At 60.8% G+C, this 26,657-nt stretch carries 18 protein-coding genes and 1 pseudogene; 7 read left to right on the forward strand and 12 right to left on the reverse strand.

The window, feature by feature from the left end; genetic code table 11:
• Positions 1–29: 29 nt before the first annotated feature.
• The 5 genes from CHB75_RS17750 to CHB75_RS17770 form a co-directional block, all read right to left on the reverse strand.
• Positions 30–2,786: a hypothetical protein gene (locus tag CHB75_RS17750; RefSeq protein WP_176439187.1), complete on the reverse strand. Its 2,757-nt coding sequence runs from the start codon at positions 2,784–2,786 to the stop codon at positions 30–32.
• Complete coding sequence (locus CHB75_RS17755; protein WP_089272961.1) at positions 2,783–4,270, reverse strand: hypothetical protein; 1,488 nt, start codon at positions 4,268–4,270, stop codon at positions 2,783–2,785. The genes CHB75_RS17750 and CHB75_RS17755 overlap by 4 nt, the downstream gene beginning before the upstream one ends.
• On the reverse strand, positions 4,264–5,061 hold the full coding sequence (locus tag CHB75_RS17760) for a hypothetical protein (protein ID WP_089272963.1): 798 nt from the start codon (positions 5,059–5,061) through the stop codon (positions 4,264–4,266). The genes CHB75_RS17755 and CHB75_RS17760 overlap by 7 nt, the downstream gene beginning before the upstream one ends.
• On the reverse strand, positions 5,054–8,380 hold the full coding sequence (locus CHB75_RS17765) for an acetate and sugar kinases/Hsc70/actin family protein (RefSeq protein WP_089272965.1): 3,327 nt from the start codon (positions 8,378–8,380) through the stop codon (positions 5,054–5,056). The genes CHB75_RS17760 and CHB75_RS17765 overlap by 8 nt, the downstream gene beginning before the upstream one ends.
• 71 nt (positions 8,381–8,451) lie before the next feature.
• Complete coding sequence (locus CHB75_RS17770; protein ID WP_141135140.1) at positions 8,452–10,935, reverse strand: hypothetical protein; 2,484 nt, start codon at positions 10,933–10,935, stop codon at positions 8,452–8,454.
• Positions 10,936–11,054: 119 nt separating this feature from the next.
• Between CHB75_RS17770 and CHB75_RS17775 the strand changes: the two genes are divergently transcribed.
• From CHB75_RS17775 to CHB75_RS17785, 4 genes are all read left to right on the forward strand, one after another.
• On the forward strand, positions 11,055–11,996 hold the full coding sequence (locus tag CHB75_RS17775) for a hypothetical protein (protein WP_089272969.1): 942 nt from the start codon (positions 11,055–11,057) through the stop codon (positions 11,994–11,996).
• Positions 11,997–12,092: 96 nt separating this feature from the next.
• Complete coding sequence (locus tag CHB75_RS17780) at positions 12,093–12,986, forward strand: hypothetical protein (protein ID WP_141135141.1); 894 nt, start codon at positions 12,093–12,095, stop codon at positions 12,984–12,986.
• An 83-nt stretch (positions 12,987–13,069) separates the two neighbouring features.
• Complete coding sequence (locus CHB75_RS21765; RefSeq protein WP_176439188.1) at positions 13,070–13,225, forward strand: hypothetical protein; 156 nt, start codon at positions 13,070–13,072, stop codon at positions 13,223–13,225.
• A 371-nt stretch (positions 13,226–13,596) separates the two neighbouring features.
• Positions 13,597–14,160 carry a PAS domain-containing protein gene (locus CHB75_RS17785; RefSeq protein WP_089272973.1) on the forward strand — a complete coding sequence of 188 codons (564 nt, stop codon included), beginning with the start codon at positions 13,597–13,599 and terminating at the stop codon, positions 14,158–14,160.
• Between the two features lie 170 nt (positions 14,161–14,330).
• Here CHB75_RS17785 and CHB75_RS17790 read toward each other — a convergent pair whose 3' ends face one another.
• Entirely contained in the window at positions 14,331–15,041 is a 711-nt protein-coding gene (locus tag CHB75_RS17790) for an IS6 family transposase (RefSeq protein WP_089272955.1), read from the reverse strand.
• A gap of 55 nt (positions 15,042–15,096) precedes the next feature.
• On the opposite strand from CHB75_RS17790, the pseudogene CHB75_RS22150 reads away from it, so the two are divergent.
• Positions 15,097–15,312: pseudogene (locus CHB75_RS22150) on the forward strand (DDE-type integrase/transposase/recombinase); the annotation flags it as partial.
• A 419-nt stretch (positions 15,313–15,731) separates the two neighbouring features.
• On the opposite strand, the gene CHB75_RS17805 reads toward CHB75_RS22150, so the two are convergent.
• Together CHB75_RS17805 and CHB75_RS17810 are read right to left on the reverse strand one after the other, a co-directional pair.
• Positions 15,732–16,820 (reverse strand): ParB/RepB/Spo0J family partition protein, encoded by a 1,089-nt coding sequence (locus CHB75_RS17805; protein ID WP_089272977.1) that lies wholly within the window; start codon positions 16,818–16,820, stop codon positions 15,732–15,734.
• Positions 16,798–18,201, reverse strand: a complete 1,404-nt coding sequence (locus CHB75_RS17810) for an AAA family ATPase (protein ID WP_089272994.1) — start codon at positions 18,199–18,201, stop codon at positions 16,798–16,800. Before CHB75_RS17810 ends, CHB75_RS17805 begins: the two co-directional genes overlap by 23 nt.
• Positions 18,202–18,805: 604 nt before the next feature.
• Here CHB75_RS17810 and CHB75_RS17815 point away from each other — a divergent pair.
• Positions 18,806–20,035 carry a replication initiation protein gene (locus CHB75_RS17815; protein ID WP_089272979.1) on the forward strand — a complete coding sequence of 410 codons (1,230 nt, stop codon included), beginning with the start codon at positions 18,806–18,808 and terminating at the stop codon, positions 20,033–20,035.
• A gap of 53 nt (positions 20,036–20,088) precedes the next feature.
• Positions 20,089–20,787: a 4'-phosphopantetheinyl transferase family protein gene (locus tag CHB75_RS17820; protein WP_089272981.1), complete on the forward strand. Its 699-nt coding sequence runs from the start codon at positions 20,089–20,091 to the stop codon at positions 20,785–20,787.
• 63 nt (positions 20,788–20,850) lie between these two features.
• Here the strand turns inward: CHB75_RS17820 and CHB75_RS17825 are convergent, their stop codons facing one another.
• Genes CHB75_RS17825 through CHB75_RS17840 form a run of 4 tightly spaced genes read right to left on the reverse strand, consistent with a single transcriptional unit; the run spans position 20,851 to position 26,643 of the window.
• The gene (locus CHB75_RS17825) at positions 20,851–22,119 is read right to left on the reverse strand and encodes an aminotransferase class I/II-fold pyridoxal phosphate-dependent enzyme (RefSeq protein WP_089272983.1); all 1,269 of its coding nucleotides are present in this window, start codon (positions 22,117–22,119) and stop codon (positions 20,851–20,853) included.
• A 6-nt stretch (positions 22,120–22,125) separates the two neighbouring features.
• The gene (locus CHB75_RS17830; RefSeq protein WP_089272985.1) at positions 22,126–24,480 is read right to left on the reverse strand and encodes a non-ribosomal peptide synthetase; all 2,355 of its coding nucleotides are present in this window, start codon (positions 24,478–24,480) and stop codon (positions 22,126–22,128) included.
• A 47-nt stretch (positions 24,481–24,527) separates the two neighbouring features.
• Positions 24,528–25,322: an aspartyl/asparaginyl beta-hydroxylase domain-containing protein gene (locus CHB75_RS17835; RefSeq protein ID WP_089272987.1), complete on the reverse strand. Its 795-nt coding sequence runs from the start codon at positions 25,320–25,322 to the stop codon at positions 24,528–24,530.
• A 40-nt stretch (positions 25,323–25,362) separates the two neighbouring features.
• Entirely contained in the window at positions 25,363–26,643 is a 1,281-nt protein-coding gene (locus CHB75_RS17840; RefSeq protein ID WP_176439190.1) for an MFS transporter, read from the reverse strand.
• Positions 26,644–26,657 lie beyond the last annotated feature (14 nt).

A 26,657-nucleotide genomic window follows, 5' to 3' on the forward strand; every position in this document is an offset into this window, starting at 1 on the left:
AGAGCGGTGCAAGAAAACGAAGGACCGGGCTAATTGTCACGCAGATGCACCCCGTCGTCCAAAAGCTTCAGTATCCTCGGGATCGCGGCGGCGCAGATAGCGCTGGTGCCGCTGACAGGCCCGATGTTGCAGGCGATGGCATAGGTCTGGTCGATGCCAGAGGCTCGACCTTGCGGCGGCCGGATGAATCCGACGGTCCAGACCGTGTTGCGGTTATCGCCGTCGAGGTCAGCGGTGCCGGTCTTGAAATGCGCCGTCGGTCGAAGATGCGGGAGGCCCTTAACCATCGCGTTCGAGACGGATGCGTTCAGACCGTCGGTCAGCTTTTCCAGCAGGACGGCAGCCTGCGCGTCCTTGCCCACCGGGATGTCGAGAAGCGCCATCTCTGGCCCGCGCGCCGGCGGTGCCCCGCCCGCGCGGCTCAGCACCCAAGGCGTCACTACCCGGTTAGTGGCAATCGAGGCTGCGATGCTGGCCATGGCAAGCGGCGTCGCCTGCACGTTCTGGCCCATGCCGGAAAAGGCGAGCTGTTGCAGCCGCGGCTCGCCCTTGGCTGCGATGGTCGCCTCGATCCCGATCGGCGACGGCGCCCAACGGGGTATTTGCCCCAGGCGCACCTTGTCCAGGGTGAAGGTGGGCGACAGCGGGTCGAACTCGGATGGCCGGGTCGGCCCCAGGTCGCCGAACAGCTTCCGCGCCATTCGCGCCATGGCGAGATCATGGGCATCCTTGTCGTGGATACGCCCGTTTGCGTCCTCAAGGCCGCCTCGGTCCATGCGCAGGGCTAAACCGGCGAAAAACAGGTTGGACGAAGTGTCGAGCGCGCCCACGACGCCGGGACCCGCATTCCAGGACGTTCCCAAGTTTGTCGCCACGTTGAAATTGCCGATGCAGCGCGGTGGCAAGCCGACGCGCGGAACGGCCAGGACGAAGGCATCGCGCATCTGCGGGCGCGCGCAGCAATCCCTGCCGGCTTTTCCCGACGAGCAGCGCGCGCCATGAAACCCGCCGCGGCCCAGGCCGAGGAAGGCCTCGGCCTTGTTCACGCTCAACCTGCCTAGCAGCAGGTCTTCGATCTGGCGGGCGTCGGGGTGGCCGTCGAGCACGGCCTGCATCGCGGCCAGCGCCGTCAGCATTTTGAACGAAGAGCCCGGCGTCGAGAGCTGGTCGTGCCGACGCCAGGCGTGGGCCGGTGCTGGGGCCTTTCCCGGGGCGGCGGTTTGCAGGGCGAGGACATCCCAATGCGACAGGCCATAGGCCGCGCCCGGCATCGTCCCAAAGCCCAGCAGCGCGCCGGCGTCCGGCCCCTCGGCATCCAGTACGACAAAGGTCGCGCGGCGTTTGCCCGGGGGGCTGTCGATCCCCGGCCACTGGTCCCGGATCGCCTTTTGCAAACCCATCTGGAACGAGGGACGGACGGTCAGCTGGTAAGGCTGCGACGAGGGGTTGGCCGTTCTGGCCAGTTTGCTCGCCAGTGATCCCGGATCGGTGATGCCGAAACCCATCAGATTGGCGAGGCCGAGCGCGTAGGCATCGGAGGTCAGTCCGCCTTTCGAGTCGAAGACCCCGGTCTGGCGCGCGATCATGCGGAAGGGCTTGGGTTCGCGGCTCGACCCGCCTGACCCCGACCCCGAGCGGTTCCACACCACGTCGCAGCCGGTGGCGACAGGCCCCTCGCCGAAGCCCGCCGCTTCGGCGGGCCACGCGAGCGTGCAATTGAGCGCGATCAGCCCATTGCCAACGATGCGCCCCTTTGTGCTGCGACGCGCGTTGCGCAGCAGGGTCTCCACCCGCAGCGGTTGCGGCTTAATCTCCACCGCGATGTCTTGAGGCTGAGCCGATTGCGCGGCCCGAAGCGACAAGCGCATGCCGATGCGATCCTGCTCTGCATCCCCGGCCTTGCAGGCGATTTCCGTATTGCGCGTGTCGGCGCAGACCGCCGTGACGCGTGACAGCCCCTGCCCTGCCCCGCCAGAGATGATCGCACCGCTCTGATCGACGTCATGACGAGCACCGTCGATGATGACGGCGGTGACACGGCCGATCACATCAACCTCGACCGGTCCCGCCACTGGTCCGAGGTCGGTCTTGAAGATATAGCTGTTCGACCCGTGCGCCACGGTCTCCAGCGTCACCCAATCCGCCATCGCCCGCCGTTGGGCGTTGGCCAGCACGACATAGCTGCGCAGCGAAATCGCTGCGTGGCCGCCAGTATCGAGTGGGACCCCGCTGGCCTTGTGCCGCGCGTTCCACTTGCCGGGTAGACATCCCGGGGAAATGAACGCCCCGGGGTCGTCGCCATCCTCGCACAGCACGGGCTGGCTTCGTGCGGCGCGGTTGTCGCGAATGCCGATCAGTGCCTGACCGGCGTTGAAGCTTGCGATCTCCTCGCGCAACTGTTCACCGACGTCGGTGATGCACAGCACCCGGAGCAACCGCGCATGCTTCTTGCGCAGGGCGCGGGGATCAGTGGCGTTTCGCAGCTGTTCTTGTGGCGGGTCAATAATGCCGGCATCTTCGCGCACCATCGCGGAACAGGGCGGATGCCAGATCGACAGCCTATCTGGCGTGCGCCGCGCCTTGATGATGCCGACGTCCACAAGGTCTTCGTGAAGGTTTTCCAGAAGCTTCGGAACCGCCGCCGCACCCACGCTCTGCGCGGCGCCCACCCACTCCGCGTTGCGCTTGAACGTGCCGGCGATGTAGCTGAACGCGCCGATGCCGACCAGCACGAGCACCACGCCTGCGGAGGCAACGAGAAGTCTGATCCGATCCGGCTTCATCACGCCACCGTCTCGACGACAAGCGGACCCACTCGCCCTTGCGACAGGTCCGCGCGCACCAAGTCCGAGGCCACGCCTTCTTCATGCAGTGCGCGGGCGAGGCCGATCCTGCGGTGCGGGAATTCAACGGTTGCAAGACTGTCCAGCCAATCGAGGCAGAAGCCGCCTTCCGAGGTTGCGTGTTCCTCCGTGAAGACAAGCGCATCGTCACGCGTGGGCGGAAGGATGTAGCCCAACCCGCGCGCCGTATCCCTGTCGTCAACCGCGAGGGACAGGACCACGCCCTTGCCATCAAGCTCTGGCTCGACCTTCAGCCCGCTGACACCGGCCCCCAGCAAGATGGGTTCGTTGAAATCATAGGCGTAGCATCGCTCCTTCTCAAAATCCCAGATCACGGAAAGCCAGGTCCACTGCATCTCAGAGAACCTTGCCCGTTGCGCGGCGGTAAAGTTCCACCAGACCCGCAGCGGCCGCCGGGCAAAGGCCTCAGGGTCCAGATGAACGCCGGTCACGCGCAGGCAATCCTTCCGGGGCGGGTCATAGAACAGCCGCGACCGGCGGGTATCCAAGGTAAGCGCGACCCGAGTTGGGCTGGAAGCGCGCGACGCGCCGAAATGCTGCATTTCCCAAGCCTGATCGACCCAGGGGTCCTTGCTTTCGGTGCTGCGGAAATCAGGCAGTTGCCCGCGCTGGTACGGCTGCCGGCGCAGGGCGAACGGTGCGTCGACGGCCGTATCCCAGCCGTTTGCCGCGCCTTGATCGAACAGCGTGACATATCCTGCATAATGATTGAAATCGGGCGATCTCAATGCCGACGGAAAGGGCGTCTCGCCTAGGCCGAACCCAAGCCGGCGTTGGTTCTTGTAGATGCCGGCGGTCTGGCTTCCCGGCAGCTGAGGCTCTTCCTCTTCGCCACTGTCCGAGATGAAGCTGAGTTTCCCGATCGACCGTTGACCCTGGCGTGGCGCAAACACCGAGGGTCCGATGAAGATGTCGATATCGTCCTTGTTGCGGTCGCGAAACGCGTAACACCGTACCGAAATGGCTTCTTCGGGGTCGAACAGGCCGTCGGCGCTGGCCTCCAAGGTCCGTTGAATCTTCATTTCGATCTTATCCGCGAGACCGGGATCAATCACCGAGCCCGCGCCACCGAGCAACAGGACGCTGGGATACACGACCTCGAAGCTGCGGCCGCCGCCGGAGCGTTCGCCGACGACCAGCACATCGAGATACTCGCGCGCGACGATATCATCGAGGGATTTCAGAGTTCGGCCCACGAACGGCAATTTTCTGTATAAGGCTTTCGCCCGCGCCTTCAGGCCGACAGGAGGCTCGTCCTCATCAAGTTCGGTGCCGTTCATCGGCATCGGCTGCGACTGAAAAATCGCGCTTCGTGCGAAATTTAGCCCTTCGTCCACAGCTGCCCGGGACTTGAAGTGCAGAATCTGGCCGCGATTGAGGGGGTTCTGTTTCATCGGCTTTACCATGAGCTGTCCAGTGTCACAACCTTGGGCGGGCGCTGCTCTGACCGTGTGCTCCACCCTGGGGACTGGCAATCGAGGATCAAGACGCCGTTGTCCGGGATTTGCAGCCGGTTGATGGCCCTGCGGACAAGTGTGCTGTCGCGCAGCTGGGGTTCGGGTTGAATCTCGGCCACCGATTCACTGGGTTGCACGGTCAGCAACGGGGGAACCCAGATGGTGATGCCCTCGCGTGAACATGCCAACTTCAACGCGGCCTCGGCATAGGCCAGAACCGGGCTCATGGTTGACTGAGGCTGATAGGTCTGGTGCCGGGCGCTCAGGCGGAACACGATGTCAAGCTCACCCGATTCCAGCTGTGATAGGATCGGCGTTTCGCCGGAAGAGATATTGTCGAGCACGAGCGACGCCCTGTGCATTTCGTCGGCGGCATCACTCTCGCTGAACATCAGGCCGGGCTCGGCCCGAGCGGACTTCAGGCTTTCGGAGGCCGTCCGGCACAAGGCAGGCATGGGCAGCCCCTGTTCCGTCCCTTGAGCATCCGACGCAAACCTGGCCCGTACCTGTTCGGCGATGTTCTTAGGCACCTCGCCATTGGAATCCGTGTTGACAAGTCTCGCGAACTCGGTTCTGAACTGCTGGTTCTCAGCCTTTAGCGTGTCGACCTTCGCCTCGAAGCTTGTCATGGCTTGCGCATCCCGGCGAATGCGAACCAACAATACCCCGATGATCAGTAGCCCGAGGACGGCGCCAGCGGCGATCAGGGTAATGTGGTTCTCTGTCCAAAACTCAAGCATGGACCGAACTCCGGGATGCGATGCGCCCTGTGGTGAGGGGGATCGAATGATTGCCGATCTTGATGTAGCGACCGTCGGATTTTTCCTGGATTTCGCAGAGAACCTGACCGGTTACCGCGTTTTCAACATAGGATGCCACCGGTTCGCACTTTAGAACCGTTGGCAGATCGAACTCTCGAAACAGCTTCTCGATCTGGTCTCGGCCGATCTGCGGGCTGTTGGTATGATCCTGCAATCCCGGAAGGACGTGCGCGAGACTCCAATCATGCACGGGCAGGGGCGTCGAAGACAAAAGGGTGTCGAGATAGCGCACCTCTTCGAGCCGCAGGATGCTCTGCATCGAAAGCTCATCCACCATTGCAGACACGCGGCGCACCCAGGCCAGCGGAAGCGTTTCGCGGTCGGACAGGTCCAGGTCGATCTGCGACAGCGAAATCGCGCCTTCGACAACGGCGGTTTTCATCTTTGCCGCGCCAAATGGTCGGGTGTCGGCCAGCGCGCCAACCCCGGTCGACCGGACCGTTTCAGCAATGGTTTCGAACAGCGGCGGCCACAGCGGGGTGCGGCCGGTCACGAACCATGTTACATTTGTTCGGTTTCGGCGCTCCGCCTCGCGCGCGAGCATAGCCGGAACAGCGCGGCCCAGGAGCGCGGCAACCGATCTCGGGTCGGTGCGCCCGATGTCGGACAGATCGAAATCGCCCAGCACGCGCAGCGCGTCCTTCGGGATCGAGAGCCGGGTTGCACCTGTCGTGGGATCGAGCTGAATGCAGGGCCATTCAGATCGCGTCAGGTACTTCCGCGAGTGGCCAGCCCCACCGGTGATCTTGGTGCGCACAATCTCGGCCAGATCAATGTCAAAGGCCGAAGGCAGAGAAGTCGAATTCCATGAATACGCGGTTGACGTTTCGGCTGCGTGTTTGCGAACGACTTCGGAAAGGACTTTTTTCGCGGCGTCGATCCGTTCCGCCATCTTGGCCTTGCGCCGCGCGGGATCGGCCGCGATATCGGGAAAATATTCATGCGATTCGAACAGGTCGCCGCCTTCCGAAAGCGAGGAATCGAGGGTCGAAAGCGCGACATCGAGAAGGGCCGAGTCAAGATCTTGGCCTCCGACCGGCGCGCCGAAATGCGTGTCGATTTCCCATGATTTGACGTAGCCGCCTTCACCGTGCTCCACCGTGATAAGGGTGGCATCCAGAGTACCAGCGCCGATATCGAGACAGGCATATGTCTTGTGCCCTCGCGCAATGCGCTGAGGATCATTGGCGCGATACTGATCGATGCAATAATACGCCGCGGCCAGTGCCTCGGGGACGAATTTCAATTGGCATTTCAGGTCATCCTCAGCTTGCCCCGTGAAATGTTTCGCAAAGCGCTGCGCTGCGGATTTGAACGCGTTGAGCCGGTCCTCGGCAAGACCGCAGGGATGAGTGAACACCAACGACAGGTTGGACGGGTTCATATCCAGCCAGACCTCCGCTTGGTCGCGGTCGCCGCCCGGCTGCACCAGCGCACGCGGCAGGACATAGGACCCCAACTCGCTGAACACGTCATGCAATAGATTGTCGAAGTCAATTTGTCGAATCTTTGAAACCGAGCTTCCGTCCTTGCGCCACACTTCCGGCAAGGTCAGCGTGCCGGGGGATATGAAGCGACGTTTGAGGTCCCTAATAGTGCGGTCCGCATGGCGGCTTGCATCCGCGATGTCGACGCAGGGGATCGACACGTCGTAGCTGCGTTCGCCGAATTCCAGACGTTTTCTGACAGCACTTTCCTCGGTGCCGATGAAGTCGGGATGCACCAGGGACAACGGGTCTTTTTCCGAGCGCATGTGCGCGTCGGAGTTGAGGGAGACAGCCATTGGCAAGAGCGCTATGGGCACGGTTGCAGAAGGCACGGATTCGGCGTGCTTGCCGACCAGTGAAAAAGCGAAGTCACCCAGGGCCAAGGGTGTGCGACGGTCATCGGAAGACCGCATAAGGTAGAAGGCCGACGAGGATGCCCCGAAATCCAGACAGCCGATGACCTCTCTGGTCTGAGAGTGCGCGGTGATGCTGACATGCAGCGCACCGAAGAATTTCTCTTCCGGCGCCTCTCGCTTTTCCGCTTGGAGGGCGATCACCAGCTCATTCTCGTCGCTGCCCTGCGACAGCGCTTCATTTAGGGATTGCGCCTTGAATTCGATCTGCACGGCCTTGAATTCGCCCGGCGCCAAGTCCGATAGGTCGATGTCTATCGGTGTTACGGTCTCAAGTTCAGGCCCACCCTCGGACAGGCGGAAACGCATGCGTAGGGTGTCGATCTTGCTGCTGAGCTGGCAAACGGAAAGCGAAAATGCACGGGCCTGTTTCGACATGTTCACGCGACCTGGCAAGAGATCGTCAACGTCGGGTGGCGTCTTTAGCATGGTCGGGGTCACGCTCGGAGGTTCACCAAACCGGATCGCAACCAGTTCACCCTGACGCAGGGTGATCCTGCGGGCAATGATCACGGAAACGGGCGTCTCATCCTCGAACGCTACCATCCAATTGATCTTCAGATCCGCGTGATCCACGTTGTCGGGCGGCGCGGGCCAGTCGATCGCCGAGGCCCGGATCGACAGGTCGTAGGTCATTGTCTTGCCGACATCGAAGGCGTCGGGGATGCCACGTTCGGCATCGGATACCGTATGCCCGTTGCTGTTGGTGATCTGCGCGCTGATCGGCAGGCTGGCACCGGAGAATGCGCACTGCACCTTAGCACTTACGGTGACACTGCGTTCACCACCTGAATGTGCCAGCCTCGGTCGAGGTTGCTTAACCTCCAGCGTGGCGATTGCGATTTCCTGATCGGCCCGGATCTCGGCCTCGCCGATTTGCAGCGGCTTCTCATTTTGCCGCTTTTCTATGCGCAAATCCGGGAAAGTACTCGTCACCGGTTCGATGTTTAGAAGCTTCAGGTAATGGTTTTGGAAGCAATTATCGGTCCGGATCTGAACATTGACTTCAATGCCTTCGAGATCCTGCGAAATGGTAGCGTGGTCGTATTCGCTGCGCAACACTAAGAAGAGCCCAACTATGTCACCCGGTTCGCATAAGGTCTCATCCCCAATCGGCACATCGTTCTTTCCGAACTCCACGGCGAGCCATCCCGGCAATCCCGTCGCGACCAGCGACAGGTTCGTTGGTCCTGCACCGTCGCTGATGCTGTAGACCACGATGCGGTTAGGCGGGGGTTTTCCCCACTCGTCGACAATGACGGACAGGCCGGAGATGTTCTCGGTGACGCGATCCTCCTGCAGGGGAATGGTCCATTTCGCGGTCAATCCGGCTGACACGATTTCAATCCTTCCTTCGAAACGCGCAGCTGCACGTCTGGTAACGGGACGGGACTGGCACAGGCCGGTGATCAGACATGCGCGGTCTCGGGTGCAGCGGCACGCCAATCACTTAAGACCGCGTCCACGAAAGCGACGGTGCGCGACGCATCGACCGGCCAGATATGCAGGCGGCGCAGTATCTTGGCTTTAGTCACCTCGGGCAAATTCTCGTCCTCGAGTGCGGCGGCGCAGCGTTCGTAATCATCGGCCATGACGATGGCCTCGATCCCACAGCGGGCGTGCCACCAGCCATCAATGGCTTCGGGCCCGCCAAAGGTGGCGGTTAGGATCATGCCATGCACTTTCTCACCGGCCACTTTGGCGCGGTCTGTCAGCGTGTTGGCGCGCCATTGGGGCTTGCGATAGTAGGCTTCGAAGATCCGCTTCCCCACCGCCACGACCCTGGTCTCGTCCAGCCCTTTGGCGTCGACCTGTATCAGGGCCACGCGCACGGCTTTGAGCACTTCTGTTGCGACAGAGGGGTATGTCGCACGCGGGAACCGCTTCTCCACTTCCTCGGCGACGACGGCGGATTTGCTCTTGGCGAACTTTTCGGACTTTACCTCGGCAAGCAGCTTCTCGACCATGTGCTTGTCCTCGGCAGACATTTTTTCATGCCCGACCAGCGACTCCAGTGTCCTTACAAGGTTCGTGAAGTCGGTTTCACTGCCGTCCGCTGGATCGGCAGAATTGCCATGCGTGCTTGTCAGGATATCCTGTACCCAGATCGCGGTTTTTTCCTCTTCCTTGCGCGCGTGGCGCTCTGCCTGGTAACGCTTGCGATATTCTTCCAGGCTGTAGATGTCAGAGCTGCCCTGTTCGGAGCCTTCGGCCTTGACCTCGTCACCGTTGAGAATCCGGATGACTTCATGAAGGTTATGCGGCCCTTGGTGCAGATCGAGATCTTCGATCGTGGATACCGCCTTATGAAAATGCTTATCGTCCTTGCAGGCCAGCAGGGACGCCAGCGCGGCCAGTTGGTCCTGCATGCGCGGCAGGTCTTCCACATGAGCGCCCAGCTCTTTCAGGACGGCGGCTACAAAACCCGTTTGCCCGCCAGGTTCGCCTGAAGCGGGCGGCGCTTCAAAGACATGCGCGAGCATCGCGCCGACTGCCGGAGACTTTGAAAAGTTCTCCCACTTCGGGGCGACTCTGGGTTCGAGATTGCCGTAAACCTCCGCTTCGAGGATGACATAGCCCTGCGGGTCGTGGTCCTTCTCGGGGATGTTCCTGGCCTCGAACCAAGGTATCAACGCAGGATGCGGCCGGATCAGTTCACGCGCACGGTTGGCTGAACTGGGGGCCGCGTTGACGGCAATCTCCGCAACCGTTTCCATCACGTCAAACTCGCCGATGTTGAGCGGCTCGCAACTGCCATGGTCGACGCGGAAGGCAGCGAAACCGTCAGGCAGCGGCGGCCCATCCCCAACGACCGACAGGCTGCGCCTCTTCGCATCATAAAGCACGAGAAAATCTTGCACCGAGACATTCGTGACGCGCAATTCGAGCGTTGAATCGTCAATGGGCGCGGCAACCCACATCCACATGTCGTGCCCGCCCTGAAGCGTTTCATAGCGCAGCCCATCCCGCGTGATCCTCTCCAGACTATCGACAAGTGTGTCACGCATCGCCTCTATGTCATCGTTGACGTCTTCCACCCCCTCGCTCTTAGCAATGTCTGCCGATGTTGCCACGACTTCCAGGAAGCGCCGTTCGAACACCCGGAACAGGTCTTGGCGCTGTTCGTCGTTCAGGCCAGTTTCAGGCAGCCAATCCCGGTACTGTTGCGCCATCCTGTGCACGTGGATCAGATAGACGTTCTCCAGTACGTCCTGCACTCCGTCCTCGCTGGCACATGAGATGATGAAATCGACGGAACGAACCCGGTCGCGCGACGCGATGGCCTGCACGCTGCTGTGTTGCGGCGCATCCTCGCTCCAACGCTCGAATCCTAGCGGCTCGACACTGAGCGATGCCGTGGCAGTCGGGTAATCCACCGCCCCTGTACCGATGCTAAATATATTGACACCGTTCGGATTGGCTACAATGTTTTGACGGTGGATGGACCGCCATGCGATGTAGGGTGACTTGATCTCCGGCACCGCGCGAGAGCCGTGAAACTCTATTTTGCCGGCGGGTTGTGTATTGTTATTGAACTTGAAAATCGCCTGGATCGGATTGGACTCCGCCGCAGGCATTCCTCCGGACTTGAGATGGATCATTTGAAGCGGGACATATTGCTCGTGCTCGAAATCAACCCGCAAGACCTCGACATACTGGCACGCGGCAGGAATCACCAGAATTGACTGAACTGCATGTTGCCCGGATTTCAGGCACGTGGCGCCGATAAGTTTCTCGCTTTCCATCACCATCTGCTGCCCGCGCCCGCAATGCGCGACGAAGATAAAGGCAAATTCCGAATTCGAAGGTGCTAGGCCTACAAGGCTTCGATCAATACTGAGGTACAGCCTATCTGATTGATACCAGACGACATTTATCATTTGGCCGGGCATGACCAAGGCTCCCACTCCGTGTTTTTTCGTCTGATTTTTGTTAAACGTATTGTCATGGATGAATAGATGCCAATGAATACACTTTGAAACCGACGGCTGAACTCGATTAAAGTAAAAATATGATTGTTAAGCAAGAAAATATCCGTGACGATGCCCTGCCGGAGTTCCCGCAAGAGGCCAAGTTGGTGCTTGCCGGGCTGTCAGGCTGGGGGAAATCCATGGCGCTGCACAGAATTGACTATGCGTCGCAGGTCGGATCACACGGCTACCCCGTTGATTCAATTGAACATGTCGAGCTGATCGACCACGGGCATGCAACACTACTGGATGATTATGCCGAGGTTCATTCGGAAAACTGGTCCGGGACGGACGATTTCAATACGTGGCGATACAGGCTGCGGGTCTCCGATCCGATGGTTGAGGGAACGCGCACCTGCAATTTTGAATGCGTGGATTTCAAAGGCGAGATCATGCTAGAGTACGGCTCCGATTCTTCAGCCATGCCCAGCGAGGACAGGCAGAAACTCGAAAAACACTTAGACGGCGCCGCCGGCATCGTGGTCATGCTGCCCGCGACGGATATCGCCGATACCGAACTGACCAAGCACCTGATGGCGTTTCTGGATTTCGTGATCAAACGCAAGCGAAGCAAGGGGGGGCTGTTGCAACTCAAACGCATCGTGATCGCCCTGACGAAGATCGACCTTCATCTCGCGTCGATCGCCGATCTGGCTTTCGACGTCGCCTCCGATCCGGAATCCATGGCGCGCGTTGCGTCGATCCTGTTGAAGTCACGGTCGCGGTATTTCGACAGGCTGGAGCGCGAATTTCGCAGCATCGGCATCGAGGAACGCGTGATCTGCATGTCCAACCACGGCTTCTGCAACGGCTTCGGGTCGGCGAATATCCGGCTTTCGGATGCTGGGTCGGACCCGAGGCGGGTTCAGGGCATGACGTCGCAGAATTATATCCCCTACTTGGTAGGAGATCCCTTCTTCTATGCCGCGACCGGATGGGAAAACCCGTTTCATAACAGCATCAGCGCCCTGCGGGCCATGTAAGCACATCGGATCAGCATGACAGTTTCCCTTGATCCCCAGCTGCTTCGCGTTCCCCAGACTGTGCGTGGCAAGCACGTCGAAAAGACCGACGGACGGGTGGCGCCAACATCCAAATTGGGTTTTCTCGCGGCCTCAAGCGATTTTTCCTCCGACCCGGATAGCATCTGGAAGGCGCTCAACCCCAAGGGTACGCCTGAACCCGGTGATATCGACCCAGCCTGCCGGGCTGTCGGCGCGCTCGTGGTGCGCGCCATGCCGGGGCTGGGCCTGGCGGTTATGCGTCTGAAATATCGCCAAGAAGAAGCGCTGGATGAGAAGCCCAACCGCAGCTTTCCACTCGCTCAAATCCTTCTATTTAAAGGAAGCGAGTATTGGCAGGACATTCCGCCGGGCCTTTTTTCTTGGGCCTGGTCAGAGCTTGAGACGCGCGAATTGATCAGCGGCGCGCCGGACACCTTGCCGCCATTCGAGATCACGCTCGTCCCGCCGCAGCGACATGTCTACAAGCACTTCACGGCGGGACGGAACCGCGCAAATCGCGCGTTTCGCATGGCGGCGCTCGCGGCCATAGGCGCCGGTGGGCGCGCGACATCGCTGCCCGTGAACCCGGATGATACCGCCGATGACGGCGAGCCGCAGTACGGCGAATGGATGCTGGCGCTGGATGTACTGGCAGTGACCGCCCGCATCGCAGGGAAAAAATCCGGCAGCGGGTTGGTTGACATGCCTGTGAATGTCGCCATTGGCCTGAGCTCCAAGCGCGCACATATGGGCCTGTGTTTCAGCGCCTCGGTCAAGACAAGCCTGAAGTCGGCGCATTCGGAATCGGCGGAGGTCAATGAACTCGAGACCGAGATCAAAGAGTGGACCCGCGCGATAGAGGACGACGCTCCAGAAATGGCTATTCTGGCTGCGTCCGGTCGCCGCATCGGTGTGGACCCGATCTCTTTCGGTTGGGCAGAACAGTCCGGCAAAAGCCACAGGAACTGACGGGCCTCGTCTTCGTTCTGCGTCACTGCTCGGACGCCCCTGCCCTTCCGGCGGTTTGTCCGGACACACATGGATGGTAGGGAATGCGTATGGCATCGGAGGCGGGCCATTTTCTGGCGGGCGTGGACGGGGCAGCACCGGGTGTCGCGCCGCTTTGCCGCCACGGGCTGGCCCCGCACAGCCCGATGACCCGCGCCAAACTGGCAAATCACGGGCAAGTCGCCCTGATCGTGCTTTGAAAGAAGCTCGGAAAGTTCCATTGTTGCCTTGGTCATCGAGGTCTCGGTGTGGTTCGTGGTTGAAGCGTTGAAACTCCACCCAACCATACACCTCGGTGGCCACCATCCCCCTACACCGCAAGAAACTCGGAAATTACACCACGCCCTCGGACACTAGCGTGGGTCCCGCCTTGTTCCGAAACCTCACACTACCACGTCGGCCATCAAGTTTTGCTCACTCCCTCGAGATTGTCGCCATAACCTCTCGGAAGAAATGGCCGGATGCCCCGGTTTGTGTGGCCAGATAAAATCGGTAGGAGTAACTGGGTGTTATCGGAATAGGTGGGCGGATACCTCCGGACTGCACAGCCTGCGCCCACCCGGAACATTTTTTGAACCCCAATCAACTCCACTTAGGAGATTTTTTACTAAGAGACGCCAAGTTGGAAGGGCTCAGAATCACTGGCGGGGATACTATGGGGAACCAATACCAGAAGCTTGCAGCTGGCAAAGATTTTCTGGACGCGTTGTGGGACCCTCTGCCAGCGATGGCGAATGCCCCAAAGTTTGGAGCGGTGCTCGCCGCCATAGAAGAGCACATGATCTTTAGCGAAACCGACTGCAGAGGCAGAATAAAGCGCGTGAATTCTGGCTTCTGCGCACTCAGCGGTTTCAGTGAAGACGAGTTGATCGGCTCTTTCCACAACATTGTGAATTCCGGCACTCACGACGTCGCATTCTGGAGCGATTTCTGGAAGACCATTTGCAGGGGGAAGGCTTGGTATGGAGAGATATGCAATCGAGCCAAAGACGGATCCATTTATTGGGTCGACAGCGTTATTCTGCCACTGCGCGGCGACGCTGATGAAATCGCTGGTTTCGTCTCCATTCGCCATGACATCACTGATCGAAAACGAGCCGAAGATGCGTTGTCATGCATGGGGCAGATAGTGTAACGCTTGACCAATTAGGTGTTCGTCTTCGACGCCCAAAGCCTGAATTTCATGCTGGTCAACCGCGGTGCGCGGCACAACCTTGGCTATTCAGTAACCGAGTTGTCACTATTGGCTCCGGTGGCATCGCCAAGTTGTTGCCTCAAGCTTTTACGGTTGGAGTGATCGGCGGATCACGCCGCCATTTCGGCGGTGTAATCTGCCCAGAGGCTGAAAGCATCGGCCCGGGCGTGGCGGTATGATGTTGCGGTGAGTCTGTAACGGCGGGGACGGAAGATCAGGTTGATCGGGTCGTGTGCGGTCAGGAATCTCTGTGCTTGCCGGTGAGACTTGAACCGGCCGAATACCTTCTCCCGCTTGCGGGTCGGCCGGTGCGATCCTTCAATGGCGTTATTCAATCCCTTGTGGGCGCGGTGGTTAGCGTCCGGTGCCAGCGTTTTGATCGGCTTGATGTAGCTGCGTAATTTATCCGTGATCACGACCCTCGGCGCGCCGAACCGAGTGATCAGCCCTTTGAAAAACCGCTTTGCTGCCTTTCCGCTTCTCCGCGTATGCACAAGTATATCGAGAACCTCGCCATTCGCGTCAATTGCGCGCCACAGCCAATGCTTCTTGCCGCGGATCGGGATCACAACCTCATCCAGGTGCCATTTGTCGTTGGGACGAGGACGATCGCGCCGGAAGAAATTCGCAAAATGCCGACCAAATCGATTGACCCATAACCGGACGGCTTCCCGGCTGACAATCACGCCCCGCTCAGCCAGAAGGTCCTCGACGTCAGCCGTGCTCAGCGCGAAACGATGATAAGCCCACACCGCGTAAGCGATGATCTCACGTGGAAAACGGAAGCCCTTCAGGCGCGGCAGACTGGTTGGTATTTTCATGGAGTACGTCATAGCCCGATTAGGCCAGCCAGACAATTTGGCAATGCCATTTTGGTCATACGGCGCGGCAAAACGCGAGTTTCTGCCCGGTGTCGAACATCGGTCGCACAAAGGCTTGAATAACCGGTGTGAGAATTCACACCAACCAACGCGGCGACGAGAACGGGGCCCTAAGAGGTTCAAATCACCCTGCCAAGCGCAGCGGTTTCTGTCGATCCATGATCCGATAGCCAACCTGTTCTACCTCTCGCGCCACGAAATGCCATCCGCTGACTTCCGCGAAATGAGATCGTTCGTTATGCAAATTTGGCGTAAAATCGCGCCGGTTGAAGTGGCGTAGAGGACAGATTTCCAGGTTTTCTTGCCCCCTGTCGGTCAACTTTTCAGTGCCGCCGCACCAGCATGCGGTGCGGTCACGAACGGCCCGTCGCGCAGCTCTGCAAGCACGCGGTGCACAGCGGCGACCTCGGGATCTTGTGCCTCAGCGCACTGGCACAAAAGGTCCGAACCATTCCGAAGCGCCGCGCCAAGGCTGAAAAAACGCCACTGCCACAGCAGGCCGCAAACAGGGTTATCCACTTGATGATAAATGGATATATGGCTCAATATTCATGTCGCCGCTCCTGACTTGGCGCACCAAATTCACCCCCCTCCCCTGCCCCACTGCGGCAGGGTTTCGCGCGCGAAACCTCAGATCTCTTCAAGAAGGTGGCGGATGTGATCCATCACCGCATCGACCATTTCGGAATCCACTGCACGGCCATGGAACCGGATCGCATAGCCCTCAGGCCCGCTCACCTTTTCGATCGACACCCCGTTGGCCAGCGCCACGACCTGCCCGCTCCGGGCCTTTTTCGCCACCTTCGGCCGCCCACCCCGGGACGGGTCCGGCGCGGCACCCTCGGCGCTTTCGACAAAGGGCAGCAGGACGGTCCACTCGGCCTCGGGGCTGTCCGCTTCGGCCTCGTCCAGCGCATCGCGCATCACATCCCCCTGCCCTGCCCGCAGCGCCGTCGCGATCCGCAGACACTGGCGTTCGGTCAGGTTGGTGGCATGGCGCAGCATGTCGCCCAGCTCATCATGGATCAGGGCAAAGCTGCGGATCTTGGACCGCTTGGCCTTGGACCCGCTCTGGAACAGCGCGCTGACGGCCTCGTCGATGCTGGCAAAAACACCGTCATGCACCGCCACAGCCGCCGCCCTGCCGCGTTCGTACTGGCTCAGCCCGACCCGGATTTCGTTCTCTTCGATCATCGCCACCAGCGTCGCCGCGACCGAGGTTGGCGCCCGGACAAAGGCCGGAATGGTGCGGAACTTTTCACCCCCGGTCATCGCGTTCAACTGCCGGTAGGCGGCCAGCCGACGAAAGCCCGATATCAGCGCATAGCGCCCCGCGGCCTCGGGGTTGGACGGCTCGAAAACTTCGATCGGCAGGCGCAAACCGTTGCGGGAAATCGAATCCACAAGCTCCTGCATCTCGTCGTCATCAAGGTTCATCCGGTCGCGGGTCAGGGCGTCGGCCATGACCTCGTGAACCGGGATCTCCTGGATGACCAGACCCTTTTCCAGCGCGGCACGCATGGCCATGGCATCGGCCTTGTCACGGGCGAGTTCCTCTCTGGCCAGCGGCGGCAAGGGGTCCGCGCTGCGGGCCGCATCGGCCACCACATCGGCAATGGGGGGCCGCATTCCCGAGCGTGAGGTTTCGCGCGCGAAACCGTCCTCAATCTCTTTCAGCGCCTCGGCCGAGGGTACTTCAAGCTGTCTGCGCTTCGCCATCCTGCGACTCCTTCTTCATCTTTTCATCGCGCCACCAGGCGCCGATCAACAGTTCCTTGAACTCGGCATAGGTGCGGTCAAACGCCTCGCGGCCACGGGTATAGGTCTCGCGGTTGTAGTTGCGATAATCCGCCTCGTAGATGCCCGACACGGTTTCCCCCGCCTGCCCCACCATGGCGGTGTATTCCTGCCGGTAGGCGTTCATCATGTCACCGAAATAGGCCTGGATGACGTTGGCCATGTCGGTCTGCTGGCTGGCGTCAAAGCGGGTGATCAGGGCGCGCACGGCGTCCCATTCGAACTTCATCTCGGGCAGTCCGGCGCGCTTGCGACCGGCGTTTTCGCCATCCTCGATCGAGGCAAAGGTCGAATAGAGCATGTCGAAAAACCGCCCCGTGCTGTCGAATTCCAGAAAGGACGCGCCCAGCGGAACCAGCAGGATATCCGCCGCAGCAAGGGCGTTGATGGTGAGGTAACCAAGCGCCGGGGGCGTATCGAGCAGGATGATGTCATAGTTGTCCAGTGCGCCGCCTTCGTCCAGCGCGGATGTCAGCGCATCCCAAAGCGGCCAGCTGCGCAGAGCCATCCGCCAGACCGGGATCTGGAATTCGGCCCAGTAGAGGTTGAGCTGCGCACCAACGAGGTCGATGTTTGGCCAGTGGGTTTTCTGCACGACGTCCTGCAGCGAAACCTTCAGCGCCTCGGTCAGGGTTTCGTCAAGCGGGTAGGGGGCGTCGCCCGCCGCCTCGCGGACCCGGTTTTCCGCGACCAGTTGGGTGGCATAATCCTTGGCCAGCAGGGGGAAGACGGTCTGCCATTCATCCGCCACCTGACCACCCATGATCGAGGTCATGGAGCCCTGGGAATCAAGGTCGATCACCAGCACCTTGTAGCCATCGAGCGCGGCGGACATGGCGAGGTGGGCGGCCGTGCTGGTCTTGCCCACGCCGCCCTTGAAGTTGGCGACGGCCACGACCTTGGCGGGCAGGCCCTTGGGCCGGTAGGGGCGGTATTCCTTGGTGCTGACGCCTTCCTCGGCAAAGTGGTCGCGCAGTTTCAGCACGTCTTCGAGGGTGAACCAGCGGGCGTTGCCGACGCCTTCGCCCTGGGGCAGGTCGGGGTATTTGTTAAGCACCCGGCGCAGGTGGGCGGGGGCCACGGGGATCAGGTAGCGGCAGATTTCCCATGTCGAGAATTTGCGCAGACGCTTGCGGCCGTCGGGGGCGTAGCCGCGCTTGGCCAGATCATCGCGGCCGCGACCGGCAAAGGCGGCGGCCTTGGCGAATCGGGCGGTGTCCACCGGATCGCCAAGACGGGTCGACGCGCGTTCGGGATCTAGGTTAAAATAGGGGGGCAGGGATGTGTCGGGTTTACGTACCATATGCTCGGGTGCCTGTGTCAGATCGCATGTTTTGCGTGTTATCGCACTAATCATCGCACATCCTTGTGGATATGGGAATCGGCAACTTCGGGCGCAGATGTTTGGGGCAGGGACTCGGTTTCGCGCGCGAAACCCGTCCTTTGACCAGTATATCTATGAAATTGGACACACATAAAGGTTGTTATACTTTATCAGACTTTAAGAGACTTTAGCCCGAGAGAACGCCGCATTACCAATACGTTAAATGGCTTTGGGGATACGTTTGCAGGATGAAGGGTGCCCGGTTTCGGGTCTTTGGGGACCCGTTTGCAGGATGAAGGACTCCGATTCGCGGGAAGACAGGAACCCGGGTGCGGGGCAGGGGGGCGAGATGGGCAAACAGAGTCTGTTTCAGTCCTTTCCGAGAGTCCTGCGGGCACCCGCAGCAGGTACCAGAGGCGGGTTTCACCGAAAGGGACCCGTCTACGGGATGAGTTGACCCCGTAGACGGGTCCCCAAAGAAGAATTGTCGTAGGGTGCCTGTTCGGTCATTATGGACTAAGGCAGGCACGCGCGACAGACCCGGATCACCGGGCAGGGCGCAAGGGCAGACAGGGGCAGGATGATGGCACAGGACAGAGTTGCGCAGGACAGGCTGACAGGGCCGCTTCGGCGGCAGTCGGTGAAAAAGAACGTGGCGGCGATCCATGTGTCGGGCAAGCTGACGCTGTTGCAGCGCAAGCTGTCCAATGTGCTGCTGCTGAATGCGTATGACACGCTGATCACCAAACCCAAGCACCAGATCGACGCGCGCACGCTGTGCCTGATGGTGGGGTATAATTCCAACGACATGGACACGCTGAAACAGTCGCTGCGCAGTCTGGCCGAGACGACGGCGGAATGGGACATGCTGGACAAGGAGGGACGGCAGGAATGGGGCGTCAGTTCGCTGCTGTCCTATGCCAAGCTGAAATCCGGGATCTGTGAATATGCCTATTCCCCGGCACTGGCGGAAAAGCTGCATGATCCCAAGGTGTTCGCGCTGATCAACCTGAACATCCAGCGGCGGTTCACCAGCGGCCATGCGCTGGCGCTGTACGAAAACTGCTATCGGTTCGTGCGGACGGGCAGCACCGGCTGGTGGCCGATCGACCTGTTCCGTCGCCTGATGGGCGTGGACGGCAGCGAATATTACGAAAGCTTCAAACACCTGAATGCCAAGGTGATCAAACTGGCGGTGGCCGAGGTCAACAAGACGTCGAACATCCTGCTTGAGCCAGAGTTTCGCAAGATGGGGCGGCAGGTGGTGGAACTGCGGTTCCGCATTCGCGAAAACCCGCAACTGGCGATGCTGGACATCGACGATGGCGAAGGTGTGCGGCAGGGCGTCGTTTACCGGCGGCTGATCGGGGTCGGGGTCAGTGACCGGCTGGCCCGGCAGTGGATTGCCGAACACGACGAGGATTACGTGCGCGAAAAGCTGGATTATCTGGACGGGCGCAGTGGCGTCGAAAGCCCGGTGCGGTATCTGACCGCCGCGCTGAAGGGGGATTACCGCGATCCGCCCGCTCTGGCACCCGTGGTGCCACTGGACACGCCAGAGCGTATCGAGGAGCTGTCGCGCTTGCGCGAGGTGCGGGCGGCGCAACTGGCCCGTGTGCAGGCGCTGGTTTCCGGGCGCAGCCCGACGCAGCGCGACGCCGACAAGCGGCTGTTCGTGGCGACGGTGCGCGATGCGGCCAACCGCGCGGATTTTGCGCGTAACGGCTGGGCGTCTTCGGCAAACCTGAAGGCCATTGTCGCATTTTGGGAGGATATGGAGCCGGGGGCGTTCGCGGGCCTTGAGGCAGGGTGATACGGGGGTGTTTCGGCGGATGCCCCGAAACTGCTGGAAGTGAGGAAACGCCCATGACGGACGCGGATACCAGCCATTTGCCGCACTGGCTGGAGCAGGGCGGGCTTTGTGCCCGCTGGATGGCGCTGGACGGGGGCGACATGTCCGGGCTTGGGATCGCCCTGCCGCAGGTATTGGAGCGGGCCGTGGCCAAGCGACAGGGCGAATATCGCGCCGGACGGACCTGTGCCCGGGCCGCGATTGATCAGGTATCTCCGACATCCTTTGCCTTGGACAAGACGGACTGGCCGATATTCGGGCCGGATCGTGCGCCGGTCTGGCCGACGGGAATCATCGGCAGTTTGACGCACAGCCCTGCGCGGGTGATCTGTGTTGCGGGACCGGCGGATCGATATGACGGGCTGGGCATCGATATCGAACCCGCAGTCCCGCCCCGGGACAGTTTGACACTTGCGCCGCGGATCTTTTGCCCCGAAGAGCTGGCGCTGGTCGAACCGACCTCCTGGGCCGAGGCGGGTTTCACGCTGATTTTTTCGGCCAAGGAAGCGATCTACAAGGCGGTTTATCCGACCATCCGGCGGTTTGCGGATTTCCATGAGGTGCGGCTGGCAGAGGTGTCTGGCGACGATCTGCAGTTTGAGCTGATGCCAGAGATGTCATCGGACCTGGGGCAGCAAAAGACATTGCAGGTGCGGGCGACCTGGTGGCAGGGCCATGTATTGACCTTTTGCGCCCGCCCCGGCGCGGCCTAGAGCGGATGGCCCGCCTGCAATGGCACCCCGGCACGGATGGCGGGGGCCATCGGGCGCGGTGCGTCAGCCGCAGTGCGCGGGCTGCATTTCCAGACATCCCGCCAGGCGCTGAAGCCCCTCTTCCAAAAGCGCGGGGCTTTGGTTCAGGCTGAGGCGCAGGCATTGACGCATCCAGGGTGCGGGTTTGTCCGGGGACAGAAAGAACGAGCGTCCGGGCGTCACAAAGACACCCTGGGATTTTGCGCGCTGATAAAATTCGAGATCGTCAAACCAAGGCTCGTCTATCCAGAGCCACAGAAACATGCCGCCCTGTGTGCTGTGCACTTTCCAGTTGAGTTCACGGGGCAGGCAGCGTTCGAGGATGCAAAGCGCCTGTCCGGCTGCCGATTTGTAGTGGGGCGCGATACAAGTGGCGCTGATAACGTCCAGAAGCCCGTCTTTCAGGGCCATGGCCGCGATGTTTTGAGAGGTGCGACTGGCGTGAAGGACGCTGTTTGACACAAAGGCCGCCATGGTATCGATGCGTTCAGGGGCACCGATGGCAAAAGCGATGCGCGCGCCGGGAAGCCCCGCTTTGGACAGCGAAAAGCAGTTGATCACATGTGGGTGCAGTGGCGGTGCGTTGGTCGATGGTGCGACGCGCGGAAAGGGCTGGCCGTAGGCATGATCCAGCACCACGGTGGCATCAAGACGGGTGGCGCTGTCCATAATTGCGCAAATGTCGCTGTTTGCCAGTTCCTGCGACGTCGGATTGCTGGGGGTCGAGGCCACGAGCAGACCGGCGTCGGTGATTTCGGCTAGCGCGTCCTGCCGCATTTCATAACGAAAGGCGCGGCCACCCGTCCTGCGGATGCGGGGAGCCAGTCCGATCAGCCCCTGTTGCGGCACGCCCAGTCCTTCGTAGCCGGTGTAATCGGGAAGGCGCGGCAAGATGACGGGGCGTTGCGCGCCGCTGCGTCCGTCCGGGCCGCTGAACAGGACCCCGGCCGCATAACACAGGAACTGGCTGCCTGGCCCGACAACGATGTTTTCCGGCTGCAAAGACCAGCCGTAGTTCAGGCCAAAATATCGGATGATTTCGCGGATCAGAACATCTTCTCCGCGGGAGGGTCCGTAGGAGTTGACGGAGGCCGGGATATCTGACTGCCCGACGCGTCGCAGGAGCGCGTTCCAGCGGGCCTCAACCTGCGGGATTGCAGCCGGGTTTCCGATGCTGAGATTGATGTAGGCGCCAGTGTTTCCCCCCCGCGCCAAAGTGGTGGCGATGTCGTCCATGATCGTGCGAAGCCCGCTTTTGTGGCTGAGCCGGATGCCTTCGTTTGAAAGATACATGAGCCGCTAACCTTGTACTGAGGCGTGTTGGCGATGATGGGAAACAGCGTTGGATCGGGCCGCGACCACGCCGGAGGGGGTGGGGTGCGGTGTTGCGGTGGCGCGGTGCGCAAGGGTGGGATCGGGCAGGGCCGCGCGATCCAGTTTGCCATTGGCGTTCGAGGGCAAAGCATCCAGAACGACGATGTGGTGGGGCACCATGAAGCCGGGCAAACGTTGCGCCAGATGGGTTTTGAGGTCAGCGGGCAGCGCGGTTCCTGTCACATATGCCACCAGCATCATGTCGTGGTGGGAATCGGAACGTGTTCCGATGGTCACCGCCTTTTCCACGCCGGGGGCGGCGGTCAGCACGGCATCGATTTCACCCAGTTCTACGCGATGTCCCCGGATCTTGACCTGATGGTCCATGCGCCCATGATAGCGCAGTTCGCCGTCATGGCCCCATGACACCAGATCCCCGGTCCGAAAGAACTGGCCTTTGGCACCCAGCGCCGCACAGGACACATATTTCTGACCCGTCAGTTCGGACCGGTTCAGATATCCCTGCGTGACGCCACTGCCGCCGATGAACAGCTCTCCGATCATTCCTTTCGGGGTGAGAGAGCCGTCATCGTTCAAGATCAGAAGTTGGGTGTTGCGCAGCGGATTGCCGATGTTGGGCACGGCACTGCTGTTTGCGGGCACCAGAGCGAATGTCGAAAAGGTCGTCGTTTCGGAGGGGCCGTACATGTTGAAAAGGCGAATGCCGGGCAGCGCCGCGTGGATCTGGTCGCACAGGGCGCGGGGCAGGGCTTCGCCGCCAAGATTGACAACCCGGCAGGACAGCAGATCCGGCGCAAGCGGCAAGAGCGCGGACATGGCGGACGGAACCGTGTCTATCAAGGTAATCTGATGCTGTAGCGGGCTGTCGATGATGTCGAGCGCGTCTTCGAGCATCAAGAGCATGCCGCCGGCCCCCAGCGTGCCGAAAATTTCGAAAATCGACATGTCGAAGTTGAGAGAGGTGGTGGCGGCCACGCAGCGCAGATCATCCTTGGAAAACGTGTTTCGTGTCCATTCCAGCAGATTGACGACACTGCCATGATTGATGCGAATCCCCTTGGGGCGACCTGTCGATCCGGAGGTGTAGATCAGGTAGGCTGTATCCTCGGATGCTGGCGGGCGCGCGTCGTGGGCCGGGGTGTCGGGCGTGGAAAGCAGCGTTGTGCGCCCCACCGCGATGGCCTTGCACGGATCGGGCAGAACGGGGGCGCAACCGGCCTGGACAAGGCAGAAGGCACAAGGGGCGTCTGCCAGCAGGGTTTGCACCCGGTCCGCGGGATAGCTGGTATCAATCGGGACATAGATCGCCCCAATCTTGAGAATGCCAAGCAGCCAGGCCACGAGTTCGGGCGTGCGCGACAGATGTACGCCGATCTTGCTGCCGTGGGTCACGCCTTGTGTCACCAGAAGTGCCGCAGCGCGGTCGGACAGCGTATCCAGTTGCCGATAGCTGAGCGTCTGGTCATGGTCGCGGATGGCCGGTGCATTGGGGTGTTGGCGCACCGTATCCGCAATCATTTCCGGAATCGAGGCAAAGGCGTTTGGCGCGATGGGTGCGTCGTACAGCGCGGCGAGTTCGGCCAGTTCGGACTGCGGGATGATGGACATGCTGCGCAGGGTGGATGCGGGGCTGTTGCAGATTTGATTGATCACCGTTTCAACCCGCCGGGCCAGTCTTGCGATGCTGTCCGGCTCGTACAGGTCTTGCGCGAAGGTGATCTCTGTCCGCGTCCGTCCGATCCGTATGGACAGATCAAGCGGCGCATGGCCGCCGGGCTGTTGACTGACCCGGGCAGGGGGGGCTGTGTCATAGTCGACAGCAACCTGAAACAGCGGGTGGTGTGCCGGGTGCGGCAGCTGGCCTGTCAATTCGATCAGCTGATCAAATGGGATATCGGCGTGATGCGCGGTTTGATCGATCTGCGTCTCTACGGCGCGCAGGCTGTCGAGCGCCGGGAGCCCTTCGTCAAATGACAGTTCAATCGGGAGATGCGCCCGGGGTGTCCTGTCCGGCGCGGGCGATACCGGAATGCCAAGGATCACCGTGTCGCGCATCAGGGACCGGCGCAGCACCAAGCCGATTGCGGTTGTGTAGATCGATTCCGCGCTCAGCCGTTCCAGTGTGCACAGCCGGGAAATCGCCGGTGACAGGGCGGGCGCGAAGCGATGCTGAAACACGCCAGATTGCGCCGTCAGCACAGGGGGGCGCCTTTTGTCTTCGGGCAGGCTGAGATGGGGCAAGGGGTGTGGCAGGGCCTCGGCCCAAAACCGGTGTGTTCCGGGGCGTGGCGGCGTTTCGGGTCTGGTCATGTATGTCATCGAAGCCTCGCAAATGGATGGTACGGGGATAGGGCAGGGGGCTATGTTCAGCCGACCTTGGCGGTTTGCAGCACGGTGTTCATCAGATCGTTGATGCGGTAGGTCGCGCGGCGTTCATCCGCGCTCAGCCCGGGGTGCAGAAGGCGGCAATGCAGGATGTGGCGATCCTGATCCGTGTTGTTCCAGACCTCATGCGGGAAGGTGTCGTCAAAGATGGACGCCACACCGTTCTGCCAGGGTCGCGCCTCGCCGCCGACCTTGAGCGCAATGTCGCCTTTGGGGATGTTCAAACCATAGTGCAGGCGCAGTTCGTAATTCACCGCCCCGCAATGTACGGCGATTTTGGCGCCGGGTTTGAGAACGGAAAAATGGCATTTTGCAACAAGGTCATCCGCGCGCATGTCGCCAAGAAGCCGGGCTGTTTCGGGAAAGATGCGCGATGCCAGCGGCACGGGTTCCGAGGCTTCGTTGAGGAACGGGAAAATCCGCCAACCCGCATTGGTCCCGAAATACCCTGTCCGGGCCGGGCCGTCGAAATCAATCTGCGGCGCGTTGGTTTGAAATTCGCCGACAAAGGTCTGCTGCAGCGAGGACAGGGTTCCAAGATGTTTCCGGTAGGGGTCATCAAAGTCTTCGATCGACCACCATGGTTTGGCTTCGATCCCGGGAACCGTCATGTACAGTGGATTCTGGACCGGCACGTTTTCGGTGGAGGGCGTGTAGTTTCTGTCATGAAAGACCGCTTTTCGGAAACGGTCGCACTTTGTTCCGGTTTCGCGTTCCACCGTGTCGATGATGGCGGGCCAGGCAGTGCTGAGTGCGGTTAAGTCATGTGCGGGCATGTCGATGTCCCTTTTTGCAGGATGGGTGGAACTGTGCTGGTCAGCTGTGCCGACCAGCAACAGATTGGGTGGAAAAGATGCGCCAGAGGGAGGGCCAGAATAGGATCGCAATCACGAGGCAGCCCGTGCTGGCCACGAAGAACGGCAGGACCAGAGCCGTTTCGCGCGGCACGTAGTGTTGTGCCTGGCTGGATATGACGCCCGCCATGGCGATGCCGATCGGAGCAAGGAGCCAGCCGAAAAGGTTGTAGATGCTGTTGACGCGCCCCATCAGGCCAAGCGGAATGACACGTTGGCGATAGGCAATGGAAACGATGTTCCAGATGAGGAAACAGAATTGCAGCGCCGCCAGCATGACCATCAGCCAAAATGCCGTGCCGCTCAGCGCGCAAAGCAGCGTGAACAGGGCCGAGAACGCCACGCAAACCTGCGCCATGCGCGCGCCGCCGAAACGACGGACCAGGGCCGGACCCCAGACCGCACCGGCAATGCCGCCGACGGCGGACCCGGCAATAATCAATCCGTATGTTTCTGCACTGGCCCCAAGGTTTTCACGGGAATGCAGCACAAGCGCGACCATCGTCATTTCGATGAAGAAGGCCCAGAAGGCAGAGATCGCGGCCAGATAAACCAGGTTGGGCATGGATATCAGGAAACGCCATGCCTCGTGCAGTTCCTGCTGCCATGGCGCAACCTGTGTGGCGCGCGCGACGCGGCGGGTTTCGACAGACCGCAGATTGTACATCGCATAGGCATAGGCGACTGCGTTGAACAGGAACGGCAGGACGGAATCCGCATGGATGAGAAACGCGCCCAGAGCCGGGCCAATCATCGTGTGCCCGACAAGTTCGGCACCGCTCAGTTTGCCGTTTGCGCCTTCCAGGCTTGGCTCGTCGATGATCTGAGGCAGGAATGAGCGGGCCGCGGTGCTGCGAAACACCTCAGCCGAGCCTATCAAAGTGGCCGCGACAAGCAGCGCGATATACACTCCGGGGTTTGCCAGTCCTTCTGCCGGGGGCGACGATGGAAGATCCTGCACGGCAATCAAGCCGATGAGCGCCGTCAGCACCAGGGCTCTGCCCGCATCCATCATGCGGATGATGTGCAGGCGGTCATACCTGTCGGCCACGATGCCAGAGGGCAGGGCCAGCAGAAACAGTGGCCATTTCAGCGCGGCAGGCACAAGCGCGACCAATATCGGATCACGTGTGAGGTTTGCCGCCAGCCAGACCCAGGCGATTAGCGTCACGCCATCGGCCACGCTGCATAATCCGGTTGAGACCAGAAACCGCTTGAAGGCGCTGGGGGAGGTCGTCGGCACGGAGATCTGCTGGC

Origin of the sequence: Puniceibacterium sediminis (assembly GCF_900188035.1) — a bacterium.
GTDB classification, from domain to species: Bacteria; Pseudomonadota; Alphaproteobacteria; order Rhodobacterales; family Rhodobacteraceae; genus Puniceibacterium; species Puniceibacterium sediminis.

Coding starts and splice junctions, on each gene's coding strand:
- CHB75_RS17830 (WP_089272985.1), bottom strand. CDS start 24,480: ATGACATACATGACCAGACCCGAAACGCCGCCACGCCCCGGAACACAC.
- CHB75_RS17755 (WP_089272961.1), bottom strand. CDS start 4,270: ATGGTAAAGCCGATGAAACAGAACCCCCTCAATCGCGGCCAGATTCTG.
- CHB75_RS17805 (WP_089272977.1), bottom strand. CDS start 16,820: ATGGCGAAGCGCAGACAGCTTGAAGTACCCTCGGCCGAGGCGCTGAAA.
- CHB75_RS17775 (WP_089272969.1), top strand. CDS start 11,055: ATGATTGTTAAGCAAGAAAATATCCGTGACGATGCCCTGCCGGAGTTC.
- CHB75_RS17760 (WP_089272963.1), bottom strand. CDS start 5,061: ATGCTTGAGTTTTGGACAGAGAACCACATTACCCTGATCGCCGCTGGC.
- CHB75_RS17835 (WP_089272987.1), bottom strand. CDS start 25,322: ATGCCCGCACATGACTTAACCGCACTCAGCACTGCCTGGCCCGCCATC.
- CHB75_RS17815 (WP_089272979.1), top strand. CDS start 18,806: ATGGCACAGGACAGAGTTGCGCAGGACAGGCTGACAGGGCCGCTTCGG.
- CHB75_RS17825 (WP_089272983.1), bottom strand. CDS start 22,119: ATGTATCTTTCAAACGAAGGCATCCGGCTCAGCCACAAAAGCGGGCTT.
- CHB75_RS21765 (WP_176439188.1), top strand. CDS start 13,070: ATGCGTATGGCATCGGAGGCGGGCCATTTTCTGGCGGGCGTGGACGGG.
- CHB75_RS17810 (WP_089272994.1), bottom strand. CDS start 18,201: ATGGTACGTAAACCCGACACATCCCTGCCCCCCTATTTTAACCTAGAT.
- CHB75_RS17820 (WP_089272981.1), top strand. CDS start 20,089: ATGACGGACGCGGATACCAGCCATTTGCCGCACTGGCTGGAGCAGGGC.
- CHB75_RS17770 (WP_141135140.1), bottom strand. CDS start 10,935: ATGCCCGGCCAAATGATAAATGTCGTCTGGTATCAATCAGATAGGCTG.
- CHB75_RS17790 (WP_089272955.1), bottom strand. CDS start 15,041: ATGAAAATACCAACCAGTCTGCCGCGCCTGAAGGGCTTCCGTTTTCCA.